The sequence below is a fragment of the Undibacterium sp. TC9W genome, assembly GCF_049339865.1.
Classification (GTDB): Bacteria; Pseudomonadota; Gammaproteobacteria; order Burkholderiales; family Burkholderiaceae_D; genus Undibacterium.
Genome location: NZ_JBMPPJ010000009.1, coordinates 68,590 through 82,101, shown reverse-complemented (window position 1 = coordinate 82,101; position 13,512 = coordinate 68,590). Strand labels below are relative to the sequence as shown.

At 48.4% G+C, this 13,512-nt stretch carries 9 protein-coding genes; 7 read left to right on the top strand and 2 right to left on the bottom strand.

Features of this window, described 5'->3' with window-relative positions; genetic code table 11:
• Positions 1 to 10: 10 nt before the first annotated feature.
• Complete coding sequence (locus tag ACO0LN_RS14830; protein WP_422975017.1) at positions 11 to 718, bottom strand: alpha/beta family hydrolase; 708 nt, start codon at positions 716 to 718, stop codon at positions 11 to 13.
• A gap of 350 nt (positions 719 to 1,068) precedes the next feature.
• On the opposite strand from ACO0LN_RS14830, the gene ACO0LN_RS14825 reads away from it, so the two are divergent.
• The 7 genes from ACO0LN_RS14825 to ACO0LN_RS14795 all read left to right on the top strand — a co-directional run bounded on the left by ACO0LN_RS14825 (position 1,069) and on the right by ACO0LN_RS14795 (position 11,425).
• Complete coding sequence (locus ACO0LN_RS14825; protein WP_422975015.1) at positions 1,069 to 2,688, top strand: ABC transporter substrate-binding protein; 1,620 nt, start codon at positions 1,069 to 1,071, stop codon at positions 2,686 to 2,688.
• Between the two features lie 134 nt (positions 2,689 to 2,822).
• The gene (locus tag ACO0LN_RS14820; protein ID WP_162041246.1) at positions 2,823 to 3,827 is read left to right on the top strand and encodes an ABC transporter permease subunit; all 1,005 of its coding nucleotides are present in this window, start codon (positions 2,823 to 2,825) and stop codon (positions 3,825 to 3,827) included.
• A 48-nt stretch (positions 3,828 to 3,875) separates the two neighbouring features.
• Positions 3,876 to 4,811, top strand: coding sequence for an ABC transporter permease subunit (locus tag ACO0LN_RS14815; protein WP_422975013.1), 936 nt, complete (start codon positions 3,876 to 3,878; stop codon positions 4,809 to 4,811).
• Between the two features lie 13 nt (positions 4,812 to 4,824).
• Complete coding sequence (locus tag ACO0LN_RS14810; protein WP_422975011.1) at positions 4,825 to 5,841, top strand: oligopeptide/dipeptide ABC transporter ATP-binding protein; 1,017 nt, start codon at positions 4,825 to 4,827, stop codon at positions 5,839 to 5,841.
• Positions 5,841 to 6,827 carry a peptide ABC transporter ATP-binding protein gene (locus ACO0LN_RS14805; RefSeq protein ID WP_422975009.1) on the top strand — a complete coding sequence of 329 codons (987 nt, stop codon included), beginning with the start codon at positions 5,841 to 5,843 and terminating at the stop codon, positions 6,825 to 6,827. The genes ACO0LN_RS14810 and ACO0LN_RS14805 overlap by 1 nt, the downstream gene beginning before the upstream one ends.
• A 190-nt stretch (positions 6,828 to 7,017) precedes the next feature.
• Positions 7,018 to 9,048: a M13 family metallopeptidase gene (locus ACO0LN_RS14800; RefSeq protein WP_422975291.1), complete on the top strand. Its 2,031-nt coding sequence runs from the start codon at positions 7,018 to 7,020 to the stop codon at positions 9,046 to 9,048.
• 376 nt (positions 9,049 to 9,424) lie between these two features.
• Entirely contained in the window at positions 9,425 to 11,425 is a 2,001-nt protein-coding gene (locus ACO0LN_RS14795) for a M13 family metallopeptidase (protein ID WP_422975007.1), read from the top strand.
• A gap of 86 nt (positions 11,426 to 11,511) precedes the next feature.
• Here the strand turns inward: ACO0LN_RS14795 and ACO0LN_RS14790 are convergent, their stop codons facing one another.
• Positions 11,512 to 13,506: an ATP-dependent DNA helicase gene (locus ACO0LN_RS14790; RefSeq protein ID WP_422975289.1), complete on the bottom strand. Its 1,995-nt coding sequence runs from the start codon at positions 13,504 to 13,506 to the stop codon at positions 11,512 to 11,514.
• Between the last annotated feature and the right edge of the window lie 6 nt (positions 13,507 to 13,512).

The following is a 13,512-nucleotide window of genomic DNA, read 5'->3' as shown; positions in this document are numbered from 1 at the left end:
GGCACTCAATTTACTGAAGCAAGAAGTCCTGGACGTGGGTGGCTAGCAAAACCAGATTGCGTTCCAGTTTACTGGTCGCCACCGTCGTATCTTCATCAGGTATCTCCAGACTGTGGTTACCTTCGAGCACGACAATTTTGAATCGTGCCGCCATGGGCGCAGCAAATTCCCGCAGAGTATCGAGTTCGCAATAAGGATCTGCATTCCCGGCCAGCATAAGAACTGGCCTTTTTTCTAGCTCAGCGCCGGGATAATTCTGTTTCACAAGGCTGAGTTCTTCCTCTCCAGATTTGTCTGCCACACATAAGGGCGTCAATAGCACACAGCTTTTCACAGCAGGCTGTTGCTGAAAGAAGCGCCAGGCGACTATGGAGCCAAAAGATTTCCCTGCGATCGAAATATTCTGCTGTTGTATGCGCCAATCAATTGTTGCCAGGCGCAACACTGATGTCATGTCCTGCAACTCCGGTATTAAATCTGCCGAAGGCAGTCCACGGGCCGCGTCAGACGTATAAAAAGACCAGTTGAATCTGAATACAACAAAACCTTGCAACAACAAGTGATGGGCTACTTGTGCCATGACTGGCCAGTGCATGTCATAGCGCAGACCTGGTGCCAATATCACTGCAGGAAACGGACCAGGCCCTGCCGGAAAGTCTGCGATAACATCGGGGATTATGTCATCCGACCAGTTGATTTTTTCTAAGTCAGTATGCATAAAACGCTGAGATGAATAGTGAAGTGCATTGTTTTTGTAAATTGCTTATACCTGAAACGTATATCGATTTTGACGGCACAAGCAATCTTTTGATTCCGCGCAAAAAAAGTGAAAAAATTTATTCTCTACTATGCATCATATTTGCAACACTGAGCAAATCTTCTTTGCAAGAGACTTCATTCCATGGTGGCAATGTGATTTGTCGATTTTTTTTCAAAATTTTCTTCGGCCTTGTAACAAAATAATACAAATTTTATCGAATTGCTGCACAATACAAAAATCTGTGTGGTCGGCTATGGCACAATCGTTTTGTCGTTTTTACTGGTACTTATTCACTGTGGAGAGTCTGGATGAAAAAAGGTAATTGGTTATTGAAGACTGGCGCTTTGGTTGTGATTGGCGCTTTTGCAGGTTTGCATGCTGGCGCAGCGATGGCCGCCAAGACTTTGGTATTTTGCTCTGAAGGTAGTCCAGAAGGTTTTAATCCGCAATTTTTTACCACGGGTACCACGGCAGATGCTGGCTCAGTGCCCATGTATAACCGTTTGGTGGAAATGGAAACCGGCACCACCAATATCACTCCTGCACTGGCAGAGTCCTGGGATATTTCTGCAGATGGTCTGACCTATACCTTCAAGCTGCGCAAGGGTGTCAAGTTCCATACTAATGCCAAGTTCAAACCCAGCCGCGACCTGAATGCCGACGATATACTTTTCAGCTTCTATCGCATGGCAGATGAAAATCATCCCTTCCATAAGAACACGCCAGGTCAAACCTACGCCTACTTCCAGGATCTGGGTATTAACAAGATTGTTGATAAACTCGAAAAAGTCGATGATCTGACCGTGCGCTTTAAACTCAAGCGTCAGGAAGCGCCCTTCCTTGCCACGCTGACGATGGATTTCATGTCTGTTCATTCTGCTGAATATGCGCAGAAAATGAAGGCGGCAGGAACGCCAGAACTGATCGATAAAGAAATCATAGGCACAGGTGCCTTCCAGTTCGTCTCATATCAAAAAGATGCCATCATCCGCTACAAGGCACATGATGGCTATTGGGATGGACGTCCGAAAATCGACAATCTGATTTACGCAATCACCCCGGACGCATCGGTACGTTATGCCAAGCTCAAGGCTGGCGAATGCCATGTCATGGCCTTGCCAAAACCGGCCGATGTAGAGTTGATGAAGACTGATCCCAATATCAAACTGCTGACGCAACAAGGTTTGAATATTGGTTATGTCGGCTTCAATGTCGAGAAAAAACCATTTGATAACAAGCTCGTGCGTCAGGCTTTGAATCTGGCTGTAGATCGTGCATCAATACTGAAATCTGTCTATGCAGGTACCGGACAAGTCGCCAAGAATGTCATCCCGCCTACGATGTGGTCGTATAACGACAAGATCAAGGAATATCCTTACGACGTCGCCCAGGCCAAGGAATTGCTGGCCAAGGCAGGCTATGCAAATGGCCTGGAAGTTGAACTCTGGTATTTGCCGGTATCCCGCCCCTACAATCCAGACGGCAAGCGCATGGCTGAGTTGATACAGGCAGACTGGGCAAAAATCGGCGTTAAAACCAAGCTGACCACTTACGAATGGACAGAGTATAAAAAACGCAGCAAAACAGGTGAACAGCATGCCATGATGTTTGGCTGGTCTGGTGACAATGGCGACCCGGATAATTTCTTTGAACCAATTCTGGGCTGTGAAGCTGTCAAAGGCGGCGGCAATATTCCAAGATGGTGCAATAAGGATTATGAAGATTTGATCCAGAAAGCCAAATTGACACCAAAACAAAGCGAAAGAGCCAAACTTTACGAGAAAGCCCAGGAAATAGTGCGCGAAGAAGCACCGTTACTGTTGCTGGCACACTCTTTGCGTTTCACTCCAGTACGCAAGAATGTGATTGGTTTCAAAATGGATTCCACTGCCCATCATTACTTCAAAAAAGTAGATTTGGATAAATAAGTACTGCTTACTGGTGAACAACACGTGGCACCGTTTTGCTCAACACTTGCAATTTGGTGCCATCGTTGTATCTGCTTGTTGCTTTTTCAGTTTTTATGATGCTGTTTGCAGGTTTGTCTTAAAAAGGTTTTTCGATGCTGGGTTTTATTCTCCGACGCCTGGGGGTAGTCATCCCTACTTTCCTTGGCATCACGCTGTTGGTTTTTTCTTTGATACATCTGATACCCGGCAATGTTGTCGAAGCCATGACAGGCGAGCGCGGCATGGATGCTGAACGATATGCCAGTCTCATGCACCTGTATGGGCTGGATCAGCCTCTGTACCAACAATATTTTTCTTATCTGGGCAAAGTTCTGCAAGGCGACTTGGGTCGTTCCATCATCACGCAGGAACTGGTCAGCAAAGAATTTTTCACTTTATTCCCGGCAACGCTGGAACTATCGCTATGCGCAATTATTTTCGCCGTTGTGCTTGGCCTTCCAGCCGGCATATTGGCTGCCTTGAAGCGTAATACTTTTCTTGATTATTCTGTCATGGGTGCTTCTCTGACCGGATATTCCATGCCTATCTTCTGGTGGGCGCTTTTGCTGATTCTGATGTTTTCTGTGACTCTGGGCTGGACGCCGGTGTCTGGCCGCATCGATATTTTGTTTGATCTGCCGCATGTAACTGGCCTGATGCTGGTCGATAGCCTGCTTTCAGGTGAAGAAGGTGCTTTCAAGTCAGCCGTCATGCATTTGATTTTGCCTGCGATTGCGCTGGGCACGATTCCTCTGGCTGTGATTGCCCGCATGACCCGCTCTGCAATGCTGGAAGTGCTTAAAGAAGATTATGTGCGTACCGCACGTGCCAAAGGAATGTCTTGGATGCGGGTAGTCTGGGTGCATGCCTTGCGCAATGCCCTGATACCAGTCGTTACCGTCATCGGCATGCAAGTCGGTACGCTGCTGGCGGGCGCCATTCTGACTGAAACCATTTTCTCCTGGCCTGGCATAGGCAAATGGCTCATCGAAGCGATACAAAGGCGTGATTACCCGACCGTACAGGGTGGGATATTGCTGATCGCCACCATCGTCATCACTGTCAACCTGATTGTTGATGTGTTGTATGGCGTGATCAATCCACGCATACGCCACTAATCCCATGCGTAATTTCAATCCTAGTTTAAAAGATTTGATCGCAGAATTATGAGCAATACCAATTTACCTGCAAATGCCGTCGCTGCTACTGCAAACTTGTCGCCACCGCATCCCTTGATTGAATTTTGGCATTACTTCAAGCAAAACCGCGGTGCCGTCATCGGCCTGGTACTGGTTGGCATACTGAGTTTGTGTGCCTTGTTTGCGGAATGGATAGCGCCGCATTCTGCCATAGAACAATTTCGCGAATCCACGCTGGCACCACCCGCATGGACAGCAACTGGCAGCAGTAAATTCATACTTGGCACTGATCCGGTAGGCCGCGACATTTTGTCCCGCCTTATTCATGGCTCGCGCCTTTCGTTATTCATAGGCTTGGTTTCCGTCACACTGTCCATGGGCGTTGGCGTGACCCTGGGTCTGATCGCAGGTTTTTCACGTAGCTGGACCGGGCGCTTTGCCCGGATGCTGGAAACGATCATCGTGCGTTTCATGGATATCCTGCAAGCCCTGCCGAGCCTGTTGCTGGCAATCGCAGTCGTAGCGATACTCGGCCCTGGGCTGATGAATGCGATGTATGCCATCGCCATCGTCCTCATGCCCTCATATGCCAGGCTGACACGTGCTGCAGTCAGTGGTGAACTGAACAAGGATTACGTCAATGCCTCCCGCATAGCTGGCGCGGGCAATTTGCGTTTGATGTTCAATTGCGTGCTGCCTAACTGCGCCGCCCCTATCATTGTGCAGGCTACGCTGGGATTTTCCACGGCGATACTGGATGCAGCCGCGTTGGGTTTCCTGGGTCTTGGCGCACAGCCGCCAACACCAGAATGGGGGTCAATGCTGGCCAGCGCCATGGAATTTATACAAAGCGCCTGGTGGGTGGTTACCTTCCCTGGTCTGGCGATTCTGATTTCCGTACTGGCCTTTAATCTCATGGGTGATGGCTTGCGCGATGCACTCGACCCCAAGTTAAAACGCTGAACAAAGATTCAACATGAAACCATTATTGGATATTAAAAATTTACGCGTTGAATTTGGCTCGGAAACTCAGCCATTCAAGGCAGTTGATGGTCTTGATCTGTTCATAGAACAAGGTGAAGTGGTTGGCATCGTCGGCGAATCAGGCTCAGGCAAGAGTGTCACCTCGCTGGCCTTGATGGGTCTCATCGATTTTCCTGGTCGTGTGCGTGCCGATCAAATGGAATTTGATGGTCGCGATCTGCTGAAAATGAAGGACAATGAAAGGCGGCAATTGCTGGGCAAGGATATTGCCATGATCTTCCAGGATCCCATGACCAGCCTGAATCCTTGCTACACCGTGGCTTTTCAGCTGATGGAAACCTTGCGTCTGCATCAGGGCGGCAAGGAAAAGGACTTGCGCGCCAAGGCGCTGGCTTTATTGAAGCAGGTTGATATCCCTGACCCGGAAAGGCGCATGAACGCCTATCCCCACCAACTGTCCGGCGGCATGAGCCAGCGTGTGATGGTGGCCATCGCCATCGCCTGTAACCCACGCCTGCTGATTGCGGATGAACCTACCACTGCGTTGGACGTTACCGTGCAAGCGCAAATGCTGGAATTATTATTGCAATTGCAGCGTGAACGTGGCATGGCCCTGATGCTGATCACCCATGATCTGGCCGTAGTTGCCCAGACAGCCAAACGTGTTGTGGTCATGTATGCAGGCCAAGTACTGGAAACTGGCACAGTACCAGAAATATTCGATACCCCCAAACATCCTTATACCCAGGCATTGCTGGCAGCCCTGCCCGAACATAATATTGGCAAAGCACGCCTGCAAACCATACCGGGTGTAGTACCCGGTTTGTATGACAGGCCTACAGGTTGCCTACTCTCGCCGCGCTGCAGCTATGCCACCGAACGCTGCCAAACTGACAGACCACAATTACAAGGACAGGCAAATGCCCAGATGCGTTGTCATTTCCCCCTCGATGCGCAAGGTGTACCGGGTAATGGATGGCAAGCACCACAAATTGATCAGGCAGCATGATGCAAAATACCACTACTACTCCCGTATTGCTAGAAGCAAAAAACCTGGCCAAGCATTACGCTGTGTCACAAGGCTTTCTGAAACCCAAAGCGCTGGCAAAAGCACTCGACGGCGTCTCATTCCAACTGACTGCTGGCAAAACCCTGGCCGTAGTCGGTGAATCAGGTTGCGGCAAATCGACCCTCGCCCGCCAGATCACAATGATAGAAACGCCGAGTAGCGGCGAATTGTGGATGGGCGGAAAAAATATTGCCCACGCTGACAAGCTCACACTCAAGCAAGTGCGCCCGCTGGTGCAGATGGTGTTCCAGAATCCTTATGCCAGCCTGAACCCGCGCAAAAAAGTCGGGGCCATGCTGGAAGAACCCTTGATCATCAACACTCACCTGCCGTCTGCCGAGCGTGAAGAAAAAGCGCGTGCCATGATGGCAAAAGTAGGTTTGCGGCCTGAACATTATGGGCGTTATCCCCATATGTTCTCAGGTGGACAAAGGCAGCGGATCGCTATCGCCCGGGCACTGATGCTGGATCCTGAAGTCATCGTCGCCGATGAGCCAGTCTCTGCTCTCGACGTGTCCATACAGGCACAGGTCCTGAATTTGTTAATGGATTTACAACAACAAAACGGTGTTGCCTATCTGTTCATCTCCCACAATCTGTCAGTAGTTGAGCATATAGCTGACGATGTGCTGGTCATGTATCTTGGGAAAACCGTTGAGCATGGCGACAAGCAAAGCATATTCAAACGCCCTCTGCACCCTTATACCCGGGCATTGCTTGCATCGACACCTCGTATTGACCCCGCGCAACGCCAGCAGAAGATGATGCTGGATGGTGAATTGCCATCCCCGCTGGCCCCACCACCCGGATGCGCCTTTAATAATCGCTGTCCACACGCCAATGAAAGATGCCGTCAAGAAATCCCAGTACTGCGTCCGTTTGACAACACCTTGGTCGCCTGCCACAGAGTGGAAGAAATTACCTGAAACTTTTATTAAATCCCGCGAACTTCGTTAAACTCTTGCAGTCTTAAGCAGACGAGGAATTGTTGCAAACGATTTATTTATTTTACAACAATTACCAAGGACAACCTAAAAGGCTGTCTTATTTTTATTCCTACCTTCACTCTCAGGAGACCCCAAAGTGAAAGCACAAGTACTTAGCGCTATCGCGCTGATGATCGCCGGCACAGTTGGCAGTCAGCTCGCAATTGCCGCAGAACCAGCAAAAGCGGCATCGGCGACACCAGTTCTGTTGTCAGGTATCGAATCCATGCATAACGATGCGACGGTGCGTGCGCAGGATGATTTTTTTCGCCATGCGAATGGCCGTTGGTTAAAAAATACCAAAATCCCTTCCGACAAATCTTCTGCGGGTGCCTTCATGGACTTGCGCGAAGCAACCATTCCGCATTTGCACGCTCTCATCGAAAGTTTATCAAAAACCAAAAATGAACCCGGAACAGACGCGCAAAAAATTGCGGATATGTATGCCAGCTACATGGATACGGCACACATTGAATCTCTGGGCCTGAAGCCTTTGCAAGCTGAGTTTGCCAAAGTAGATGGCATGACGGACAAAAAACAGATTTCTGGTCTAATGGCATGGCTAAACCGTGCCAGCATAGGTGCTCCCTACGATTTCCAGGTTCATCAGGACAACAAGGATTCCACCAAATACGTATTTGACGTAACCCAGGCTGGTTTGGGTTTGCCCGACCGCGACTATTACCTCAATAATGACGATGCGAAATTAAAAGACTTCCGCACCAAGTATCAGAAACATATAGCAAAAATGCTGGCACTGTCTGGTGATAAAGAGGCAGTAAAACATGCGGCAGATGTACTCGCCCTCGAAACAGAACTCGCAAAAATACAATGGACCAAGGTTGAACTGCGTGATCCAGTCAAGGCTTACAACAAAATCGAAATCAGCAAACTTGATGCCTTGACACCAGGCTATGACTGGAATGCTTATCTTGCCGAAATGGGCGTCAAAGGCAAGGTCGATTACATCATCGTCAGCCAGCCTAGTTACCTGACTGGCCTGAGCAAGATTTTGCAAGACACGTCCCTGGACAGTCTCAAAGTCTATTTCAAATGGCATATTCTGCGTTCAGCCGCAGGACAATTGCCAACAAAATTCAGCGATGAAAGTTTTGCGTTTAACTCCACGGTATTGTCTGGAGTTCCAAAACAGGAAGCACGCTGGAAACGTGGCGTGCGACTGGCGGATTCTGCACTTGGCGAAAGCTTGGGAAAACTTTATGTAGCCAGGCACTTTCCGGCGGAAAGCAAAGCAAGAATGGAGCAACTGGTCAGCAACTTGCTGCTAGCCTATAAACAAAGTATAGACACGCTGGACTGGATGAGCCCGGAAACCAAGAAGGAAGCACAGGCAAAACTGGCTACTTTCACGCCCAAGATTGGCTATCCAAACAAATGGCGCGACTATTCTGGCTTGAACATTACGAAAGGCGATGCAGTCGGCAACTTGCGCAACGCCCGCATGTATGCGGCGCAATTTGAACTGAACAAGCTTGGAAAACCAGTAGATCGTGACGAATGGGGTATGACGCCGCAAACTGTCAATGCCTATTACAATCCCGAGCTCAATGAGATCGTCTTCCCGGCAGCGATACTGCAACCACCATTCTTCAATGCCAAGGCTGACGATGCAGTTAACTATGGTGGCATAGGCGCCGTCATTGGTCATGAAATCAGCCATGGCTTTGATGATCAGGGCGCACAATATGATGGCGTGGGCAATTTGCGCGACTGGTGGACGAAAGAAGATCATGACAAATTCGCCGCCAAAACTGCTGTCCTGGTTAAGCAGTATGGGGCTTTCAGCCCTATCCCCGGTTACAAGGTCAACGGCGAGTTGACTTTGGGTGAGAATATTGCAGACAACTCCGGACTGGCAATTGCCTACAAAGCCTACAAACTGTCACTTGGTGGCAAACTAGCACCAGTCATTGGTGGCCTGACTGGTGACCAGCGTTTCTTCATGGGTTTTGCACAGGTATGGCGCGGTAAAATGCGTGAAGCAACTATGATTGCGCGCCTGAAGACAGATCCGCACTCCCCAGGAGAGATCCGCGCAAATGGCAGCCTACGCAACATGCAGGGTTTCTATGATGCGTACAAACTCAAGGAAGGTGACAAGATGTTCCTGGCACCTGCTGAGCGTGTCAGCATCTGGTAACGGCTGTCATCGTCCCAGACTCACCATCTAGCAACTGTAAGGCAGGTAACTACGTAATTCATGTTACCTGCCTTATTATTTTTCTTTTTACTTCTCACAACTTTCAACTGCTTATGTCATCGTATGTTGACTGGCCTCAAACACTTTCGACGCAAGGATACAAAATCATCAGTAATGGATCGAGAACTTAAAGTGCATATCGGGTCGGTATCAAGGCAAGTATTTGTCGCTTCGTAAATTTATTGTCAGGCTCGATGCAAAAAAATACGCTGTACCTGCGCTCCTCAAATTTGAATCCACAACATAACTTGCTCTCCGACTTCAAGTGAAATTTAAAATCCATAAAAGTTTTGCCCTGATAGTAGCAAGCATAGGCATGAGCAGCCTTGCCTATGCGGCTGATTCCATTCAAACAGCACCAATAAAGTCGGGAATCGTCTTTGCTAACAATGATTTTTCTGTACGACCACAAGATGATTTTTTTCGTTACGTAAATGGGAAATGGTTAAAAAATACAGACATTCCAATCGGTAAATCATCTGTCAGTGCCTACAGTGATTTAAATGAAGCCACATTTCCGGCTCTGCAATCGATCATTGAAGACCTGCTCAAATCAAAAAGCAAAGCTGACGCTGAGCAAAGAAAAATGATAGATCTGTATTCTGCTTTCATGGATACAGCCCACATTGAAGCTTTGGGAAACAAGCCCTTGCAAGCTGAATTTCTCAAAGTGGAAGCTATGACTGATAAAAGTCAAATTCCCACATTGATTGCCTGGCTAAACAAATCCCAGATAAGTGCGCCTTATGAATTCCAGGTTCATTTGGACAGCAAGGACACAAGCAAGTATGTAGTTGACTTAGTGCAATTTGGCTTGGGCTTGCCTGATCGTGATTATTACCTAAGACACGACGATGTAAAACTGCAAACCATACAAAAAAAATACCTACAGCATATTGAAAAAATGCTGACATTCGGCGGCGACAAGGAAGCAACAAAACATGCTGGCGACATCATTGCTTTAGAAACGGAGCTCGCGAAAATCCAGTGGAGCAGGGTTGACATGCGCGACCCGATTAAAGCCTATAACAGGTTCGAAATCCATCAATTGCATCAACTGATGCCTGAATATAACTGGAACATCTATTTTAAAGATCTGGGCATCACAGATAAAATCGACTATGTCATTATTAGCCAACCTAGTTACTTTTCCGCTCTGGATAAATTATTACAAAACACCTCTTTGGACGATTGGAAAACTTATTTCAAATGGCACATACTTCGCTCTGCCGTCAGCGCATTGCCGAAAGATATCAGTGATGAATACTTCACATTTAACTCCACTACCCTGCGCGGCATAACTACTGAGGAAGTACGTTGGAAGCGAGGCACACGTCTGATTAATTCCGGTATGGGTGAAAGCCTGGGGAAAATGTATGTTGCCAAATATTTTTCTGTAAAAAATAAAACAAAAATAGAAAAAATAGTTGGCAATTTGCTGCTTGCATACAGGCAGAGTATCACTACGCTCGATTGGATGGATGTTGAAACTAAAAAGGAGGCAGTGGCAAAACTGGACACCATCATGCCCAAAATAGCTTATCCAGAAAAATGGCGTGATTATTCCGGTTTAGCTATAAAAAAAGGAGACCCACTTGGAAACCTGCGCAACATCCATAATTTCGACTCACAATTTAATCTGAATAAATTGGGCTCGTCGATTAACCGTGATGAATGGGGAATCACTCCGCAAACAGCTAATGCCTACTACAATCCAGAATTAAATGAGATCGTTGTTCCGGCAGCCATGTTGCGCCAGCCGTACTTTACTCCCGACGCAGATGATGCTGTCAATTATGGTGCTATAGGTGCGATCATTGGACGTCAGATCAGTTATGGCCTGGACGAGCAAGGCTCACAATACGATGCATCGGGAAAATTGCGTGACTGGTGGACCAAAGAAACCCGTAACAAATTCGCGCTAAAAGCCCGTCCTATCATTAAACAATATAACTCTTTCAGCCCAATCCCGGGTTACTGGGTTGATGGGAAATTGACATTCAATGAGAATATTGCGGACAACGCAGGCCTGACTATCGCGTACAAAGCATACAAACTATCGCTCGCTGACCGAGCTGCACCTACTATCGATGGCTTGACCGGCGATCAGCGTTTCTTCATGGGATACGCCCAGGTTTGGCGTAGCAAAGCCTTGAAAAATTTCATGATCACGCAATTAAAAAACGATTTCAGGGCACCAGCGGAAATACGTGCAAATGGCAGCTTGCGTAATATTTCCAGTTTTTATGACGCCTATCAAATCAAAGAAGGAGACCAGATGTATCTGGCACCAACAGAGCGCGTCAATATCTGGTGACGTCTGACCATTAAATGACGCAACTCAAATAAAACGGCAGAACGACGGACTGCCGTTTATATAAAAAACAACTTAAAATACTACCTCTAAGCAACAGGAGTCTGAATTTTTTTGAAAAAAGCCTGCACATCTGCCAGTTCCCTGGTGCGCGCGAAACTGGGTAAACTTTGCCAGATGCGCTTGCCATAGGGTTTTGAAATAAGCCTCGGGTCACAGATCATCAAAACTCCTTTGTCGCCCTCATCGCGTATCAGGCGACCGGCACCCTGCTTCAAATTGATAATCGCTTCCGGCAACTGATGATGGACAAAACCGTTGAGACCTTTTTTCTCCATGGCTGCGATGCGGGCAGACAATACCGGGTCATCAGGTGGCGCGAAAGGCAGTTTATCGATAATCACCAGAGATAAGGCATCGCCACGTACATCTACGCCTTCCCAAAAGCTTTGACTGCCGATGAGCACGCCATTGCCCGCTGCCCTGAAACGGTCGAGTAATTCGGTCCTGCCAGCATCGCCATGCACGAACAAAGGGAAGTCCAGGCCACGCTTTTGAAATTCCTCGCGCAAACGTTCTGCACTGTGTTTCACTGCTTTCAAGGTAGTACATAACAGGAAGGTCTTGCCACCAGCTGCTTCTATGACCGGCAATGCGGCATCAATGACCGCATCCATGTAGCCAAAGGAATTTGGCTGCGGCATGCCGTTAGGCACATACAAATACCCCTGCTGCTGATAATTGAAGGGACTGGGCCAGGTGCGCGCTGGCTGATCCCACAAACCCATTTGCGACACATAATGGCTGAAGTCATTCTTGACGGCCATGGTAGCGGATGTAAATATCCAGGTACGGGGCACGCCTTCGCGCTGCTTGTTAAAAATCGGGGCGATTGACAAAGGGGTGCGATGCAACTGCAAGGAAGTAGAGAACGCTTCTACCCACAATACATAGTCACCTGATTTACCGTCATCTGCGGCATTCCATTTTTCATACTGCTCAGCCAGAGTGATGGCGCGTGCCCGGCACTGCTCCAGGGTCTCTGCACGTTCTGCCTGCTTCTCCAGTACGGCAATCATGGCATCCATACTGGATTTCAAGGTTTCCAGGGCTTCAAAGAAAGGGCTGGATGGCGCAATCTGGTCTATGGAATAACGAACGATATCTTGCGGGAAGGCCAGACGTAAATCGCGTGCAGCCCGCTCAACAGGGGCAACCAGCTTGGACCACTCCGCCCCATCCCGTGCATGCGACAAACCTTCTGCCTGTACATCGCGGCAAAGCTCCAGCACTTGCGAAGTTGAGACGGTATCGCCAAAAAACAGGGTGGCAGTTTCCGGCAATTGATGTGCCTCATCGAAGATGACTGTATTGGCAGAGGGTAATAGCTCTGCAATTCCAGTATCTTTCAAGGCCACGTCGGCAAAAAACAGATGATGGTTCACCACGACCACATCCGCCTGTTGCGCCTCTTTGCGCGCCTTCATGACGAAGCAGTCCTGATAATACTGGCACTCTGATCCCATGCAGGTATCTTTGGTCGAGGTCACCAGACTCCAGACCGAGGCATTTTCCGGCACCCGGGCCAGTTCAGCCTTGTCCCCCGTCATTGTGGTTTTAATGAAACGGCTTATGTCGCGCAGATAACCAACATCTTCACGCGAGCTCAGACGGCCATTTTGTATGGTTCTCTCAAGATGGTAATGACACAGATAGTTCGCCCTGCCCTTCAGCAAGGCAATCGATACTGGAGCCTTCAACACTTTGCGTATCGTAGGAATATCGCGCAAGAATAACTGATCTTGCAGGTTTTTTGTACCCGTAGAGACAATAACCTTGCCTCCCCATAATAATGCCGGGGTCAGATAAGCATAAGTTTTCCCAGTTCCAGTTCCTGCCTCTGCCAACAAGGTTTTTTGTCCCGCAATGGCGTCGGCGATGGCTTTTGCCATCTCTGTCTGCGCCTGGCGCGGGCGATAACCATTGATGGACGCACTTAATGGTCCGGTCAAGCCAAAAATATGTTCTACTTCTGTATCATGAATGCCGTTTGCATTCGGTGTGGCAAGTGGTTCAGTCAAAATGAGGCA